The sequence below is a fragment of the Streptomyces sp. NBC_01520 genome (assembly GCF_045040375.1).
Classification (GTDB): Bacteria; Actinomycetota; Actinomycetes; order Streptomycetales; family Streptomycetaceae; genus Streptomyces.
Window position 1 is genome coordinate 6,194,619 of record NZ_CP109404.1, and the last position, 17,753, is coordinate 6,212,371.

General features: G+C 73.5%; 7 protein-coding genes (1 of these 7 only partly in view). 6 read left to right on the plus strand and 1 reads right to left on the minus strand.

Translation table 11 applies throughout. From position 1 onward, the window contains the following. The 4 genes from OG524_RS28020 to OG524_RS28035 form a co-directional block, all read left to right on the plus strand. A protein-coding gene (locus OG524_RS28020; protein ID WP_405811868.1) for a lonely Cys domain-containing protein crosses the window boundary here: on the plus strand, positions 1-10,006 show its final stretch. The gene continues 26,027 nt to the left of window position 1, outside the view; only the last 10,006 of its 36,033 coding nucleotides appear in the window; its start codon lies off the left edge, out of view; its stop codon occupies positions 10,004-10,006. A 60-nt stretch (positions 10,007-10,066) separates the two neighbouring features. Continuing rightward, entirely contained in the window at positions 10,067-10,855 is a 789-nt protein-coding gene (locus OG524_RS28025) for a type VII secretion system-associated protein (RefSeq protein WP_405387941.1), read from the plus strand. Next, entirely contained in the window at positions 10,848-11,492 is a 645-nt protein-coding gene (locus OG524_RS28030) for a type VII secretion system-associated protein (RefSeq protein WP_405387940.1), read from the plus strand. Before OG524_RS28025 ends, OG524_RS28030 begins: the two co-directional genes overlap by 8 nt. A gap of 592 nt (positions 11,493-12,084) precedes the next feature. Next, positions 12,085-13,656 (plus strand): polysaccharide lyase family 1 protein, encoded by a 1,572-nt coding sequence (locus OG524_RS28035; protein ID WP_405387939.1) that lies wholly within the window; start codon positions 12,085-12,087, stop codon positions 13,654-13,656. A 284-nt stretch (positions 13,657-13,940) separates the two neighbouring features. Here OG524_RS28035 and OG524_RS28040 read toward each other — a convergent pair whose 3' ends face one another. After that, on the minus strand, positions 13,941-14,516 hold the full coding sequence (locus OG524_RS28040) for an MSMEG_1061 family FMN-dependent PPOX-type flavoprotein (RefSeq protein ID WP_405387938.1): 576 nt from the start codon (positions 14,514-14,516) through the stop codon (positions 13,941-13,943). 321 nt (positions 14,517-14,837) lie between these two features. Between OG524_RS28040 and OG524_RS28045 the strand changes: the two genes are divergently transcribed. Both OG524_RS28045 and OG524_RS28050 read left to right on the plus strand, forming a co-directional pair. Beyond that, on the plus strand, positions 14,838-15,899 hold the full coding sequence (locus OG524_RS28045) for an ATP-binding protein (protein ID WP_405387937.1): 1,062 nt from the start codon (positions 14,838-14,840) through the stop codon (positions 15,897-15,899). After that, positions 15,896-17,716 carry a DUF2201 family putative metallopeptidase gene (locus OG524_RS28050; protein WP_405387936.1) on the plus strand — a complete coding sequence of 607 codons (1,821 nt, stop codon included), beginning with the start codon at positions 15,896-15,898 and terminating at the stop codon, positions 17,714-17,716. The genes OG524_RS28045 and OG524_RS28050 overlap by 4 nt, the downstream gene beginning before the upstream one ends. Positions 17,717-17,753: the final 37 nt, after the last annotated feature.

Sequence of the window (17,753 nt, forward strand, 5' to 3'; positions counted from 1 at the left end):
CGACCACGGCGTCGTCACCCTGCTGGGACACGCGCCCGACGGCTCGCTCGTACCGGTCGGCACCCAGCCCGCCCCCTGGGCGGCCGACCCGCACCGCCCGAGGCCCTTCGTGTACGTCGCCGACGGTGACGCGGACGGGCTGCGGATGCCGGGACCGGTGCCGCCCGGCGAGTTCGGCGAACTGGTCTTCCGTGACCCGGAGTTGCTGGCCGAGGACGGGTATGCCGAGGTCATCGCGGTGGTGCCGCACGGCAGGCCGTCCGGTGCGCGGCCGGTGGAGGGCAGCATCCCGGGCGAGGGCGCCCGGAACTCGGCGCGGAACTGGTGGGCCACCCACAGCGCCACCACGCTCCACCACGACCCGGCGACCGGGACGTACACCGTCGCCGTGCTCCCGGGCCCGGACGGGCAGCCGGCCACGGCGGGCGGCTGGGGGCGGATCACGCGTACCGAGGGCGACGGCACCGGCACCACGGGCACGGCGACGGCGACGAACGCGCCGGCGCCCCGTACGCCCGTGACGGCCGGCGCCCCCTCGGACCTCGACGCCGCCCGGGACGCGCACGCGCAGGCTGTGACCGCGCTCGGCGAGGCCGCCGCCGAAGCCGCGACGACGGAGCGGGCCGGCGGTGACGCGACGACGGCCGCGGACGCCTGGGCCGGGGTCGACGAGGCGCGCAGCCGGCTGGAGGACGCCGAGGCGCGGATGTGGGCCCTGGGTGTCGCACCGGGCGCGGACCGCTCCGGCACCGCTGACGCGGCCCCGGTCGTCCCGAGGGACGCCGGTGAACGCCGTTGGACCGCAGATCAGTTGACCGAAGGCGACCTGCCGTCCGGCCTGGCCGGGCCCGGCAGCGAAGAGACGGTCGGCCCGCAGGACCTGGAGGCCGCGGGCGTCACGCTCTCCGTCGGGCAGCGGACCGAGATGATGCTGCGCGGCGACGGCAGGCTGCCCGCCGGTGCACTGTCGCCGCTGGACCTCGTCCGGGTGCGGATGGCAGGGCACGGCACCTGGTCCGGCACGACGGACACGGTGGCCGCGAACGCGTCGCGTCGGCTGTGGGCGCGCGCGTACGCCGCCTTCGCGGGTGCCGCCCCCGAGGGTACGGACGAGACCGACACCACCCGTGCCTGGGACGCCGCCGTCGCCCTGGTGCTGCCGGCGGAGCCGCACCCGGGCATCGCCGACTCCCGGTACGCCGGTGACGGCTTCCGCGACGCGGTGCGCCGGGTCGCAGGCCACGTGCTGGAGGCGGGCTCCGGGGCCGTACCCGCGTCCGCCGTCGAACTGGCCGACACGCTCCGCTCCGGCCTGGGCCTGCGGCAGCGCCGGCCCGCGCCCGCCACGGACACCGTGGGAGCCGCCGGGGCCGGTGCGAGGACGGAGCCGGTGCCGACGGCCCAGTCGGGCGCCGGTGCCGACATGCCCGACACCGGGATGGCCGATGCCGATACGGACACGGCCGACGCCGAGACAGCCGATACGGAGACGGCCGACGCAGGCATGCCCGACACAGACATGGCCGACACCGACATGCCCGACACCGACATGGCCGAGATCGACATGTCGATCCTCGACGAACTCGGCCTGGGCGCAATCAACTTCGGTGACATCGACATGTCCGCCTGGGACGACCTCGACACCGGCGGCTTCGACCTCGACCTGCCCGGACCGGTCCCCGCCGACCTGGACGCGACCGGCCCGGACGACGTGACCGACCTGGACATGGCCGATCCGGAGCCGACCGGCCCGGACATGACCGCGCTGGACACCGGCGGCGGGCGGTCGGTCTTCGTCGCGCCGGCGACCACCGCGTCCGCCCTGCCGCCCGGTCCCCTGCCGCGGCTGAGCCTCGTGACGTACGCCCAGGGGGAGACACGGCCCTCCGCCGATGCCGAGGAGAGCGTCGAACGACTGGCGTCCCAGGTGGCGAGAGCCGGTCTGCGCAACCGGCTCTCGCGGGTACCGCTGCCGAAGGTCGACATCGCCGGGTTCGGGGCCGACGCCCGCGGGGCCGGTACCGCCCAGGTGCGGGAACAGGCCGCGCGGCAGAAGGGCGACCAGCGGGCCAGGACCGCGCACGATCTGTTCGTCCGGAAGCTCGACGACGCGCTGCGCGCCCTCCAGGAGAACCTGCCGGCGGGACGGACACGGCTGACCGCGGCCGACTTCAAGATCACTGCGCGCGGCCGTGCACGCACACCGGGGCGGAGCGGCACCGCAGGCCTCACCGAGCCCGTGAACCACGCGGACCTGGGCCGACAGGCCACGATCTCCCTCACCTCGCCGGGTCACGCGGCCGCGGTCGAGGCCCTGGACGGGCTGCGCCGCGACGACCGGGCGCTGCGCGCCGGGGCGTTCGACGTGGACGCGGTCGCCCGGCGCGTCCTGCGCCTGGGCCCCTCCGTCCTCGTCGACCCGGAGATGCGCAGGGACCTCTACACCATGGTGGAGAGGGCGCTCGCGGCCGGGCGGGCGTCCGGTCTGGCCGCCCTCGCGGCGTTCGCCCTCCAGGAGGAGGGCGTCCTCGCCGCCGACCGTGCCCGGTACGTCCTCATGGGCGGGGACCGGGTTCCGGGCCTGAACTGGGCCGGATCCGACGTCGTCGAACTGAACAGCATGTTCGTGGACGACCTCAGGCCCGATCAGGCGGGCGGTTTCACGCCGACCGGACTCGCGGGCTTCTCCCCCTGGGCGTTCGAGGCGACCCCGTACACCGTCCTGGCCGACGGCAGTCACGACACCGTGACGGCACGGCTGCCGGACGGGACGACACGGGACCTCGGCCCCGACGAGTTCGCCGAACTGGTCGCGGCCGACCCGGCGTGGCAGGGCCTGCCGGCCGCCACCCCGATCGTGCTGGCCGTCCCGTCCGCGGGTGACCGCTACCTGGAACTGCCGCGCAAGCTCGCGGAACGCACCGGCCGCACCGTATGGGTCCACAGCGGCGTGGCCCGGCGCCACCCCGATCCGTTCGGGCAGAGCACCATCGCCGTGATCTGGCGGGACGGGCTGCCGCACGGTTCGTGGATCCCGGTCCGGCCCGGTCTCGCACCCGACGCCGACGACGACGCACCGTCCTGGCACCGCGACGTGCTGACCCAGCCCATCGTCAGCACCCTCACCGGGCAGCAGATCGGCCGCAGCCTGCACGATCCCGCCGAACTCGCCGAGTCACGCGAGGACAACTTCAGCGGTCTCGACCAGATGACGCTGTTCGTGCACTACAACCGCGCCACCGGCACGTACTCCGCCAAGCTCCCGCTGGTGGACCCCGGACCCAAGGACAAGGCGTACCACCTGGCGGGCCACGGCCTGCCGGGCAGCCTGGTGCTGCCCCTGACCGGCGGCGGGTCGCGGACGGCCGACCGGCACGAGGCGGGGCAGTGGCTACAGCGGCGCAAGAGCCTGTCGAGCCTGCCCGGTGACCACTGGATCGACATGGTGGTCTGCTACTCCTCGGCCCCGCGGGACAGCGCCGTGCAGGACCTCTCCCGGGTCGGCGACTCCTTCCCCGTACCGTTCGCCGCCGACCCGCTCTCCGACGACGCCCTCTCCCTGGGACAGCACCTGGCGAACGTCACCGGGCGCACGGTGCGCCTGTCCTACGCCCTGCAGGGGGCGTTCAGATATCAGGACGACCCCGTGCGGGTGCTGTTCACCGACGCGCGCGGACGCCGATGGTGGTGGGAGAACAGCCGTCCGGAGCCCGGCGAGGCCGAACTGGACCGGCTGGCGGAGACGGCCGGTCTCGGAAGCGTGCCGTCGCCGAGGAGCCGGGCCGAACTGCTCCGTGTGGTCCGCGCCTTGAGGCTGCTCCTCGGGCAGGAGGTGCAGGACTCCGCCGACTATCCGACCCTGATCCGCGGGACCGGCGCCATCGTCAACATGTGGCACGCCGATCCGGACCTCGGCGCGACCGGCCCGTTCTCGCCGGACCTGCTGCGCCGGGTGGTCGCCGCGCACCCGGAGGCCGCGTCCGGGGTGGACCGTCAGGTCACCCGCCGTGTGCTGGCCGCGGCCGCACAGGCCTGGCAGAACGGGCCCTCCCTGCCGGTGAGCCGGTTCGTCGCCCTGCCGGTGCCGCACTCGGCGGCCCGGTGGCTCAAGGACACCGCGGCGGTGGACGCGGCAGCCGTCGCGGCACTGAAGCTCTCCGGCCCCGGTGCCGTGGGCGGAGCCGAGCGGGCGCGGATGTTCTGGGCGCGGGTCAGGGCCGAGGAGACGTCGGCCGCGGCTCCGGACGCGGACGCCCTCACCATGAGGGTGCGGCACCTCGACCCCGCCGCCGGGGTGGACGACGCGCTGCGCGAGGAGGCGCTGCTCCTGCTGACCCGGGGCTTCGCGGCGGGCCGGGACATGGCCGACCCGAACGCCGCCGCCGCGTACGACCTGGAGACGCGCGGCGCGTTCGACCGGTCGGCGTCGCCCACGACCATGGGATCCGCCACGGGCGGCGGCCGGGACTGGGCGGACGGGTCGGCGCTCCTGCCCGAACTGAGCAGGTTCCGGACGCCGAGCACTCTCGCCGACGCCCCGTGGTCCGGGCAGGACGAGTACGGCAAGGACAAGCCGGTCCCGCACCTGGCGCTGGCGTACGTGGACATGCTGGACCCCGACCACCTCCAGGTGAGCTTCGGCGGCTCCTCCTACGAGGTGGCCGCCGCGGAGTTCGCCGAACTGCTCGCCGCGGACCCGGAGTTGAGCCGTAAGGAGCTGACGACCCCCGTCCTTCTGGTGCTGTCCGGATTCGGCGGGCCGCCGCCCGGCTTCGCGGACACGGTCGCCCAGCGGCTCGGCCGGAGCGTGTGGTGGAGCCCCTTCCCGGCGGACCTGTCCGGGAGGGACGACGTGGGCAGCCCCGTGCCCGCCCTCATCGACTCGGTGCTCAGCATGACCAGCCCGACGGCCACCGACTGGCAGGAGGCACGGCCCGTCGACCCGGACGCGACCGAGGAGGGCCCGCGCCCCGTCGAGCCGCCGCTGCCCGCGGGGCGGCCCGGCCCGGCACGTCCGGCCGAGGGCGGTCCCGAGTGGGCCTTCGCCCCGACGGCCGGCGCGACCGGGACACCGGACTCGTCCGTGTCCTCCCCTGCCACGTCCACCGCCTCACTTCCGTCGGCGGGCGCCGTCGCCGCGGCGTCGGACCCGCTGCTCTCCGGCACCACGCTGATGACCGGTCCCCAGGGCACCTCGCGCGGGCGCGACTGGACCGGCACCGGCATCGAGCACGTCGACGCCTCGCGGATCCGGCTCCACGAACAGCGGGGCGGCGCGCTGCGGACGGTGTCCGAAGGGGCCTCGCCGTGGGGGGACGCGGCCTACGTGGTGGCGGCCGAGGGAGGCCACGACGAGGCCCTGTTCGCCGCCGGCCGGGAGCTGGACCCGCAAGCCGTGGCGGACCTGCTGGCAGCCGATCCCGAGCTGGCTTCACTGCCGGACGATGTGCCGGTGGTGCTGGTGAGCCCGTACGCGGGCGCCCAGCAGGGGCAGTTGGCGCAGGTGGTGGCACAGCGGCTGGGCCGCAGGGTCTGGGCGCCCAGCGGCGACGGACGCCTCACGGGCCCCACGGGCGAAGCCACGGGGGACGTGGCCGCCGCCGAAGCCGCCCCTGCCGCTCCGGTCGCGTACGTGCCCGCGCTCATCGACTCCGACCCCGACGACGCGTACGGCGACTGGGTGCCCTTCGACCCGGCGCCGGACGGGACCGGGCAGCCCGTGGACCGTGAATGGGTCACGGTGGACGGCATCCGGTTCCGGGACAGCGACGTGGACACCCGCCCGCTGGTCGGGGCGGACCACCGCTTCGAGGGCCGCGAGTCGATGCCCGACGACGGTCGCAGACGGCTGCGGGAGCGACGGCTGAGGCTGTATCGCGGCATGCGGGAGCGCACACACGTACTCGGTCTCGGCGACACGTTCCACACGGTCGGCTCCGAGGAGACCGCCCCGGACCCGGAGGCCTCGGTCTACACCTTCCACGCCCACGGCGTCCCCGGCGGGCTGAAGCTGGTCCGCAAGGACGGCCGGGTGCTGCTGCTCGGCGCCGAGGACGGCGGACGCTACATCGGCGGGCTGCCCGAGGTGGTCGCGCGGGCGGCCGGGGACGAACTCCACGTGGCGAGCTGCTACGGCGCCGTGGCGGGCGACCCGCTGCGCGAGCAGTCCCTCATCAGGCCCGCGCCGCTCGTCGAGGACCCCCTGGAGGAGGTCGCGCTCGCGCAGCACGCCGCCAACCACAGCGGGCGCACCACCACCGCCGCGACCGGCAGGACGGGATACAACGACACCGTGCGACTGCTCGCGGCGACACCCGACAAAACCCTGGCACGCATGGAGACCTTCCGCCCCGAACCGGTGCACAGGACGGCGGAGTTGACCGAGGCGGCCGGCCTGCTTCCCCTCCCGCACCCCACGGGACTTCCCGCCTGGGACGACGAAGGGCCGCGCGCCCTGCGGCTCGTACGGGCACTGCGGCAGGTCTTCGGCAACGAGGTCGAGGCCGACCGCGGTGTGCCGGGCGGACGTCACGAGAGGCTGCTGCGCGGGATCGGCGCGCTGGAGACGCTACGGGCGAACGACCCGGCGCTGAGCGCGCTCACCCCGCTGCGCATGGAGCTGTGGCAGCTCCTCGCACCGGCACCCGACGGATCCGGCCCGCGACCCGCCGACTACGAGGCCGTGCTCGACCGCGCCCTGGCCGCCCCGAAGGACGCCGCGCTCACCGCCGTATGGGAGACCCCCGCGCTGCGGGCCGCGCTGGACCGGATCGCCGCAGGTGGCGAAGCGGCCGTGCGCGCGGTGCTGCGGACACCCACGGGTCCGCTCACGCCCCGCGCCTACGCCCGCGCGCTGTGGGCGATGACCGGCGCCTCCCGGCTGCTGGACGCCAAGTCGGCCTCGGAGCAGGAGGACTGGGGGCGCGTGGCGCTCCACCTGCCCGCCGACGCCCGGTGGGACGCGACGGCCGGGGCACGGCTGCGGGAGCTGGCCGAACAGGCCGTCGCCGCCGGACGGGACACCGGCCACATGGACGAACTGGCCGTCTTCCACCTGGAGACGCTGGGGGCGTTCGACGCCGAGGGCCGGATCCGCAGGCCCGACGGGACTCTCCAGGGCCGCAACTGGGGCCCCACACCGACCCCCGGCGGGCTGGACCCCTCGCGCCTGTACGCCGCCGGCACCGGCACGCCGGAGTTCGCCCCGTGGACCCAGGAGGGCGCCGCCGATCCGTACTTCGTGTACGCGGAGACGAACACGGCCGGTGCCGTGGTCCTGCGGCTGCCGGGCGGCACCGTGCGGGCCACCGTGAACGAGTTCTTCGCCCTGCTGGAGTCCGACCCGGAGCTTTCGTCGACCGGCCGGCACCGGCCTCTGGCCCTGCTGGTGCCCGGTATCGGAACAGGGCGGCGGAGCGCCCAGCAGCACTACTCCCTCAGGAACGACCGGACCGTATGGAGCTACGACGGCGCGTTCACGCTGTCCGGGGGCGGCGCGACGCGTCCGGGCCGGGTGACGGTCCGCCCGCAGCGGGTGCCGGCGCAGGACTCCGACGCCCGGCGGTCCGGCGGCTGGCACCGGACCGTGCCGCGGATCCCGGCCGGTGAACCGACCGGCGCTACGGGCACGGTGGACGCTGCGAGGACTGCCGAGTGGAACGCGCCCGTCGCCGGGGCGACTTCCACGGCGCAGTCCCTGCCGTACTCGGCTGACGGACAGTTCGACCGGCGCTTCGAGGCGACGCTGGAAGCCTTCCCGGTGGCGGCCTCCACCGAACGGCACACCGTGTGGGGCTACGGCCAGGAGGATGCGGAATTCCACGTGTTCGTGGCCGAGGTGCCGTCACTCGGACTGCGCGGTGAGTACAACCCCGACGGCCCGTCCGCGGGCGGTGTCACCGACATGGCGGGACGGGTGTACTCCGACGGTCCGGCCTGGGACTGGTACCTTCCCGGCCGCGGTCTCGTCGCCTCCTCCCGGCTGCTGACGGTGCCGAACAGCGAGGTCGACCCGGTACCCGTCGGCTGGCCCGCCACCGGACCGGTGAGCCCGACCCCGCCCGTCGACCCGGCCACCGTCGCCGCGGACCCGGCCGCGCTGGCGGGCGCCACACTCCCCGAGGCGATGTGGCGCGACCACGACGGCCCGCTGTACCGCTTCAGCCCCGACGGGCCCGAGCAGGTCTTCGCCGAGGGCCTCAGGCCGTACGGCCCCGACATGGTGCACCTCATCGACCACGTCTACGGCGGCAGTTCCCTGGTCCCGTACACCGCGTTCGCCAGCGCGACCGCGAACCGCGACTACGTGCGCGACAGCGCCCGCGCGAACCCGATGGGCGCCCCAGCCCTGCACCGCCGCTACCGCTGGCGCTACGACATCCAGGTCCCCGGCGGCATCGACGTGAACGCCACCCTGGGCCTGGCCTCGCCCTTCCCCGACCAGGAGGAGGTGCTCTTCCCCGGAGGCGTCGACCGCCGGTACATCCGCGGCGCGCAGCCGATGGCGTACGGCATGCCGCTCGGACCGTACGTCGCCAACCCGCACTTCGGACCGGCCGATCCGCCCACCGGCAGCGGGGACGCCGTCGTCGTGGACGCGGACTTCGCGGGTCCGGCCTCCGGCCCGGTACTCGAATCGTTCCCGGCACTGTCCCTGGATTCGGACTCCGACCCGGATTCGGACGATGACCCGCGGCCGTTGCTGTCGAGGGGTGATGACTCGGATTCGGACGATGACCCGCGGCCGTTGCTGTCGAGGGGTGATGACTCGGATTCGGACGATGACCCGCGGCCGTTGCTGTCGAGGGATGACGACCCGGATTCGGACGACGAGCCAGGGCCGTTGCTGTCACGGAGCCGGGAGCCGTCCACGGGCCGCGAGGCCACCCCGGTGCCCCGGGGTTCCCGACGGGACGCCGAGCCTGACAACTCCCCGGCGCCCGAGGAGGCGCCCGCCGCACCCGACTGGGCCCTGGCACGCGTCCGTTACGCGGAGGAAGCCCTCCACTTCGAGCAGCGGCTGGCCGCGTACCTGGGCGGGAACGAGCAGGTCAACGCGGAGTTCGGCAAGGTCGTGCGGTCCCTCTGGCTGATCGCCCTGCACAACCGCACGGACTACCGGATGTTCGGCAGCGACAGCGGTGAGGACGGCGGTGCCGTCGGGACCTCGTACGAGAACCTGGCGCGGGTGGTGGAGTCCGGCAACCTGCGCGAGCGGGTGACGTTCCTGTTCAACGGGGTGGCCAGGCAGCTCGTCCCGTACCTCCTGGGCGGTGAGGAGCCCCCGCACCCCGTCATCGTGCTGGAGCGCCGTGACCGGCACCGGAGCGAGCAACTCAGGCGGTACGAGCGGGAGCGCGCCGAACTCCGCGCGGCGGAGCTGGATCCCGAGGACGAGGCGCAGGAGATGGAGGAGCTGGAGGCGTTGCTGCGGACCGCGCTTCGGCCGCACGAGGTCCGGCCCGAACTGAGCCCGGCCGAACGGCGCCTCGCGGTCCGGGAGGGAACCCTGCTCTGGTCACCCGCCGGCCTGACGCACACGCTGCCGATGTCCGCCGACTTCCAGGCGCGTTCCGAGGACTCCGGCGGCCTGGTGCTGACCGGCACCTCGGGCAGCGCCTACCGGATCCTCACGCACGTGGCCCGGCTCCACCGGCTCGCCGGTGTGCCCGTGGACCTCGGCCTGATCAGGGCCGGGCTGCTGAGTGTGCTGATGGGCGTGGGCCACCACAGCTTCCACGAGGTGATGACCGGAGCCCAGCACGCCCTGGACGAGAGCGACCCCACGGCGGCCCCGGTCTACGTCAACAACTGGGGCCGGTACTGGGACGTCCACCCCCTGACCGAGGAGGAGCTGCGGACCTACGTCGCCCGCGAAGGGCTGTTCCCGGACGAGCACGCCCGTGCGCTGCTCGCCGAGTTGGAAGCCGCGAAGGCCGCGAAGGCCGAAGAGTCCGGGAAGGCCGCCGGGGCGGGGGCGGGGAACGACGGCGGTGCGCACGGGTGATGAGATGTCTTCTTCCGCGAGCCGGGCATCCGCGCGGCATGACCGTCTGGAGCGACCCACATGCCGACCTCTAGCGGGACCTCTGGCGGGATCTCTGCCTCCGGCGGGCAGCCGGACGGCGCCCGTGGGCCGATACCCGCCCCCGGCGTGGCGCCCGCTCCCGTATCCGCGCGTCCGTCCGGCACCGTCCTGCGCGGCGAGCCGGACTTCCCCGTGCCGCCCGAGGACATCGTCGCCGCGGCCCGTACCGCCCCCGACCACTGGCTTTCGGTGACCGATCGGCACTGGCTCGGCGAGACGGACGACGAACCCGCGCCCCCGTGGGCCGTACTCGGCCGCTGGCGCGGCGACGCGCACGGCGAGATCGTCGCGTGGGAGGCCAACCCGGACTACCGCCCCTCGCCCGCCGCGCTCGGATGGGCACCACCGGTCGACGACGCCGACGCGGCCGTCCACCTGGCCGCCACCGGATACGGTCCGGACGCGGACGTCGCGGAGGCCCTGGCGGAGGCCGGCGAGGTGGCCGTGTGCGTGGCCGAGGACGGGGAACCGGCGTGGACCAGGGCACCCGGCGGTGCGCTCGCGGTGCCCGTCTTCCCGGTGTCGTCACACGCGTCCGCGGACCGCCTGCCCGCGCACGTGACGATGACGCTCCCCGACCTCCTCGACCGGCTGCCGCCCGGCCGGGACGTGATGTTCCTCAGCGCGTCCGCGCCCGCCGCCCTGCTCGTCCCGGCGGGCGAACTGCGGGCCCGGTGGCAGGGGACGACGGGCGGCTCCGCACCCGGCGCCCCGGCCAGGACCGGCACCGACGCACCCACCCCGAGCAAGCGAGGACAAGATGACTGAGCCCGGCGCCGAAACCTCCGTCGCACCCCTGGGCCCCGTGCCGCCCGAGGAGTTCGTCCGGGCCGCCGGAGGGGCACCCGACCACTGGCTCTACCTCACCGACCCCGCCTGGCAGGGGGAGGGCCCGCCACCCGCGTGGGCCGTGGTCGGTCAGTGGCGCTCCGACTCCGACGGCGAGATCGTCGAGTGGGAGGACAACGAGGAGTACAGGCCGTCACCCGAGGCGATGGGATGGCCCGATCCCGCTGATGACGTGGACCGCGCCATCCAGCTCGCCACCACCGGATACGGCCCGGCGGAGGACGTCACCGCCGCCCTGGCGGGCACCGAGGTCGCGGTGCTGGTCACGGCGGACGGCGAGCCGGTGAGCGCGTCGGCGCCCGACGGCACGGCCGTGGTGCCGGTCTACACGTCACCTCGATACCTCGGGGCCGCAGGCCAGTTGGGCTTCGAACGGATGCCCGTCGCGGACCTGCTCGACCGCATCCCTCCGGGTCACAGCCTGTGCCTCAACAGCTCGGCCCCGGTCAGCATGGTGCTGCCCACGGACGGACTCGCGGAGGTGCTGCGCGAGGCGGCGAAGGACGTGGAGGACGCCGGGGAAACGGAAGCCCTCCGGGAGACGTCCGCGCGCTAGGGGGCGTAGCGAACACCCCGGGTTCGTCCGCATGTGCGGTGAACTCGCCTTCTCCGTCGTGGACTTCACCGCCCGGAGCCGTGCGGCCGCGAAGTGGACACACCGCGGCCTGCTCGACGCCTCACCCTCCGCGGCCGACAGGGACCACGAACGCGACCGTTGGCTGAAGCGAACATTCCGCATACGGCAAGAGCCTTGTCAGGCTGGCGGCGGCAGCCCTATTGTCGCGGACAGAAAGCGCTTTCCCCGTTCTGGAGCTTCGCTCCGGTGGGCGTGGCCTCCGAGGCGCCCACCGTAGCTTCCGCATGGGCCGGTGCCGGCTCCGGCGGGTCGTCCGTGTTGGTCGAGGCGTCGTGATCCGGCGGTCCGGCCGACGGGGAGTGGGAGCGCGACCATGGCCGGCACTTCCGGAAGTGCCGGCCCGGTGGCCACGGAACGGCCGGCTCGATCGCATCAAGGAACGACGTCGCAACCGGGCCGACGAGGCCCCGCCCGGCGCAGGTCGGCTGCCGCCAAGGCCTGCCGTCCTGGAATGACATGAGCATGCCATTCATCTGTGCTCGGCATTAGTAACGAATAGGGAGAAATGAGCATGAAGAGACCAGTCGCGCTGCGACTCTATGCGGCCCTGGCCACGACGGCCCTGGCGGTCGCGACCGGTGCGGTCATGTCGATGCCCTCGGCCTCGGCGGCGGTGACCGGTAGCGCCACCGGCTACGCCACCCAGAACGGTGGGACCACCGGCGGTGCGGGCGGGCAGACGGTACGGGCCACCACGGGGACCGCGATCCACGCGGCCCTGTGCGGCCGGGCCAGCAGCAGCACCCCGATCACCATCGAGGTCGAGGGGACGATCAACCACGGCAACACCACCCAGGTGTCGGGCGACAGCTGCAACACCGCCGCGGGCGTGATCGAGCTCAAGCAGATCAGCAACGTCACGATCGTCGGTGTCGGCAGCGGAGCCGTGTTCGACCAACTGGGCATCCACATCCGCCAGTCCAGCAACATCATCATCCAGAACGTGACCGTCCGGAACGTCAAGAAGTCCGGCTCGCCCACGTCCAACGGCGGTGACGCGATCGGCATGGAGAGCGACGTCCGCAACGTCTGGGTCGATCACACCACCCTCGAAGCCTCGGGCGGGGAGTCGGAAGGCTTCGACGGCCTCTTCGACATGAAGGACAACACCCAGTACGTGACGCTGTCCTACAGCACCCTGCGCAACTCCGGTCGCGGTGGCCTCGTCGGGTCCAGCGAGACCGAGCTCTCGAACGGCTTCATCACCTACCACCACAACCTGTACGAGAACATCGACTCCCGCACACCCCTGCTGCGGGGCGGCATCGCGCACATCTACAACAACTACTACGTGAAGCTCAACGAGTCCGGGATCAACTCCCGGGCGGGTGCCCGCGCCAAGGTGGACAACAACTACTTCAAGGACTCCAAGGACGTCCTGGGCACCTTCTACACCGACGCGGCCGGCTACTGGCAGGTCAGCGGCAACACGTTCGACAACGTGACCTGGTCCAGCCGCAGCAGCGAGAACAACCCTGCCGGGCCCGACCCGCAGTCCAACACCACGGTCAGCATCCCGTACGCCTTCAGCCTCGACGCCGCCAGTTGTGTGCCGGCCGTCGTGACCGAGACTGCGGGTGCCGACAAGGGGCTGAAGGTGTCGAACGGCAGCTGCTCGCCGACCACGCCGACCCCCACGCCGACCACGCCCACCCCGGACCCCACCACGCCCACCCCGGACCCGACCACCCCCACGCCTGACCCGACCCAGCCCGCCGGGACCAACCTCAGCATCGGCGCCGGTGCCGACGGCTCCAGCAAGGCAAGTGGGACGAGCTTCGGCAACGTGCGGGACGGCGACCTGAACACCTACTGGTCCCCGGCCGGTTCGACCGGTTCCGTCTCGGTCAAGTGGTCCTCGGCCACCACCGTGTCCAGCATCAACATCCGTGAGGCAGCGGGCTCCGCGGGCAGCATCGGATCCTGGCGGGTCGTCAACGCCGACACCGGCGCCGTCCTGACCTCCGGCAGCGGTGCGGGCGTCATCGCCGTACCCCGGACCTCGCTGAGCAAGATCACCTTCGAGATCACCGGCTCGACCGGCACCCCGAAGATCGCCGAGTTCGAGACGTACGCCGGCTAGCGGGAGCGGTCCCGGCATCCGTCCGGGACCGGCACCATACGAATCACCCGGATCCGGAGCAGAGCGCGCGGCGGCCACGCCGCGACCTCCACCTGCTCCTGATGCCCGGCACGGGGGCCGTCGCACGCGACGGCCCCCGACTCCGACTCCTGCTGGGCGGATCCGGAACTCCCGGCGGCCGCCCGGCCACGGCAGCCGTCCGGGACCCACCGTCGGTCCGGATCCGCCCCGCGCAGCTCACCGGGGCGGACACACCACAGGAAACGACGTCCGAGCGGCCGGCTCTACGCGGCCGGCCCCGGAGCCGTGGACCACGTCTCCGGCCGCCAGATCGCGGAGCGCTGGAGGGACTGCGGGCAGTGCTTGAAGACCTCGTCCATCTCGATCAGGATCGCGAGGTCCGGGCGCCGGCCCTTCACCGCCATCAGATCGAAGAACGGCGCGTCCGTCAGGACGCGTGCCCGGCCGTTGAGCCGGAGGACCTCCTTGCCACCGGGGACGAGGTGGAGGAGACCGACGTGCGGGTTCTCCAGGATGTTCCGCAGGCTGTCACCCCTGCGATTCCCCTGGCGCTCGGGCAGGGCGACCGTCGCCCCGTCCACGACATGGACGAATCCGGGGACGTCGCCGCGCGGCGACGCGTCGCAGTTCCCGGCCGCGTCCGAGGTGGACAGCACACAGAACGTGGATTCGGCCAGCACCGCCCGGTCCTCGGCGTCGAGCCGCTGCCTGACCTTCTCGATCACGATCGGGTGCGGAGTGCCGAGCAGTTCACGGAGTTCCGCGCCCGATCCGAGTCCGACGTAACCCTCGCGGCTGACGGAAGCCGTGGCGAGGACGGGCGAGGGGCCGTGCGACATGCGAACTCCGAGGTCGGGAGGCGAAGGGTCCGGTCCGGGGCCGAACGCCCGGATCGGGCTCTGACGGGGTCCGGATTCCGCCCAGGCCCATGGCTGAACATCTGATATTAGGTTCACCTTAGTTGAAGCTCCGACAGTGTGATCAGGGGGTTCCGGGAGGGTGACGTACGCGCACCGCCGCCCTGCCCGATCGCGCCCGTGGGACGGCGCGCACTCCGGCCGACCCGCAGACGGCCGGCCCCGATATTCGGCTGCGGCGGTCCTAGGGGCCTCCCATACTGGGCGGGCTCGACCTCCCACGTCCCGAAGGGACACCTCAGCGTGCAGGCTGCCGTCACCGTCACTCCCGCCCGGATCCCCGACCTGCTGCTCGGACTCGCCACCGTGCGGCCCGTGTTCCTCTGGGGAGCGCCCGGCATCGGCAAGTCCTCGCTCGTACGCGGCTTCGCCGAGTCGCTGGGCCTGGAGTGCGTCAGCCTCCTCGGGACGCAGCTCGCACCGGAGGACCTCATCGGCGTGCCGCAGATCCGTGACGGGCGTTCCGTGTTCTGCCCGCCCGAGAGCATCGCGCGCGACGAGCCGTACTGCCTCTTCCTCGACGAGCTGAACGCCGCCTCCCCCGATGTCCAGAAGGCCTTCTACTCGCTGATCCTGGACCGGCGGATCGGATCGTACGAGCTGCCCGCCGGCTCGATCGTCATCGGGGCCGGCAACCGCGCCACGGACAACGCGCTGGCCAGGCCCATCGCTTCCGCCCTGGTCAACCGGCTCACCCATGTCCACCTGCGGGCCTCGGCCGCGGACTGGCTGGTGTGGGCGGGGGAGAACGGCATCCACCCCTGGGTGACGGACTACGTCACCGACCGCCCCGACCACCTGTGGTCGCAGCCGCCCAAGACCGAGGAACCCTTCTCCACACCCCGCTCCTGGCACATGCTGTCCGACGCCCTGCACTCCTTCGGCCCGGGCATCGGCGAGGAGACGCTGAAGGTGATCGTGCACGGCACGCTGACACCGGCGCACGCCGTCTCCTTCTGCGGATACGCGAAGATCGTGCGCCACACCTTCGGCATCGAGGCGATCCTCAAGGGCGACGCCTCCTGGCCGGCCCGGATCGAGGACCGTGACCTCCTCTACTACCTGGCCGAGGCGTTCCGCGGACGGCTGGTGAAGGAACTCCCGCGGCAGAGGGAACACGTCTCCGAGTCGATGCGGCAGACCTCCTACAGGGCCAAGTCGCTGCTCGTGCGGCTCGCGGAGATCTCGGTCGAGGTCGCGCAGACCGTCATCGCGGACGACGCCGACGGCCAGCCCGTACTGCCCGCCTGGTTCCTCGTCGAGGCGGCACGCGACATGCCCCGGCTGGTCGAGGCCCGGCGATGAACGCGACGGCCGGCAAGGGCGGGAAGAACAAGCGCGACAAGCCCGACCCGGCCGCCGAGGCCTTCGCGGCGGGACTCGTGCTCCTCAACCGGAACCCGGCCTTCGGCGCGGTCGCGTTCTCCGTCTGCCGGCAGCCCAGGTGCGCCCTGACCCCGGCAGGGGGACTGGCGGCCGTCACCTCCGGCGGCGCCGTCCACGTACACCCCACGAAGCGGGCGGAGCCGGCCGAATGGGCCTGGGTCCTTGCCCACTGCGCGCTGCACCTGGGCTTCGGCCATGTGCCCGCCTCCAAGGACGAACCGCGCGTACAGCCCGACAGGTACGACCTCGCCGCCCGCTGCACCGTCGTCAACCGCTTCCTGCTCACCTTCCCGATGGGCCGTCCCCCCGACCACCTGCCCGCCTCCTACCCGGCCGGCGACGAGGAACAGCTCGCCGCCCGCTGGCGACGCGACGGCATCCCCGCCGCCTACGAGCAGTGCGGCACCGCGGGCGGGCACCCCGACCAGGTGCTCACGACCTGGAACGCGTGGAACACCGCCGTCCCCGACTGGGAGACCGCCTTCGCCCGCGCGCTCACCCGCAGCGTCTCCACCGCCATGGACGCGGCGGGCGGCCGCCTCGACCGGGAGACCGGGGAGCGCACCCCGCAGCAGCCCTGGGACCGCGCGCTGAACTGGTTCGTGTCCTCGTACCCGCTGCTCGGCGGACTCGCCGCGGGACTCTCCGTCGTGGCCGACGCCGAACTCGCCCGCGCGCAGGGCATCGCGATCGCCGCGGTGAGCTCGGCAGCCGGCGAGATCTATGTCAACCCGCTGCGCGCACTCACCGACGAGGAATGGCGGTTCGTCCTCGCCCACGAGATGCTGCACGCCGCCCTGCGCCACGGCGAACGCCGAGGTGGCCGGGACCCGTTCCTCTTCAACGTCGCGGCCGACTACGTCGTCAACGACTGGCTCGTGCAGATGCGCGTCGGCGACATGCCCGAGGGCCTGCTGTACGACCCGGAGCTGCGCGGCCTGTCCACGGAGGAGGTGTACGACCGGATCGCGGGCGACCTGCGCCGCCGACGACGGCTCGCGACCCTGCGGGGCAGAGGGGCCGGTGACATCCTCGGCGAGCCGCTGCCGCACGCCGGCGCCCGCCCGTACGCGGACCTGGACGACTTCTACCGGCGGGGCCTCGTGCAGGGATTCGACCTGCACCGGTACGGCGAGCGCGGACTGCTGCCCGCCGGACTGGTCCAGGAGATCCGGGCACTGGCCCACCCGCCCGTGCCGTGGGACGCGCGCCTGGCCCGCTGGTTCGACGAGTACGTCCCCCGGCCGGAGCCCGTACGCTCCTACGCCCGCCCCGCCCGGCGGCAGGCGTCGACCCCGGACATCCCGCGCGCGGGCCGGTACTTCCCGCCCCAGGAGACGGCCCGCTGCACCTTCGGCGTCGTGCTCGACACGTCCGGCTCGATGAGCAGCGCCCTGCTCGGCAAAGCCCTCGGCGCCATCGCCTCGTACGCCGAGGCACGCGACGTACCGGCGGCGCGTGTGGTGTTCTGCGACGCGGCGGCGTACGACGCGGGGTACCTGCCGCCCTCCGAGATCGCGGGCCGGGTGCGGGTGCGCGGCCGGGGCGGGACCGAACTCCAGCCGGGCATCGACCTGTTGCGGCGGGCCGACGACTTCCCGGCGGCGGCCCCCGTGCTCGTCATCACCGACGGCTGGTGCGACACCCTGCGGATCCGCCGCGAGCACGCCTTCCTGATTCCGCAGGGCGCCTCCCTGCCGTTCACGCCACGCGGCCCGGTGTTCCGGCTCAGCTGAGGGCCGTGCGTCCTGGGCACCCCGCGCGCCGCGTCCC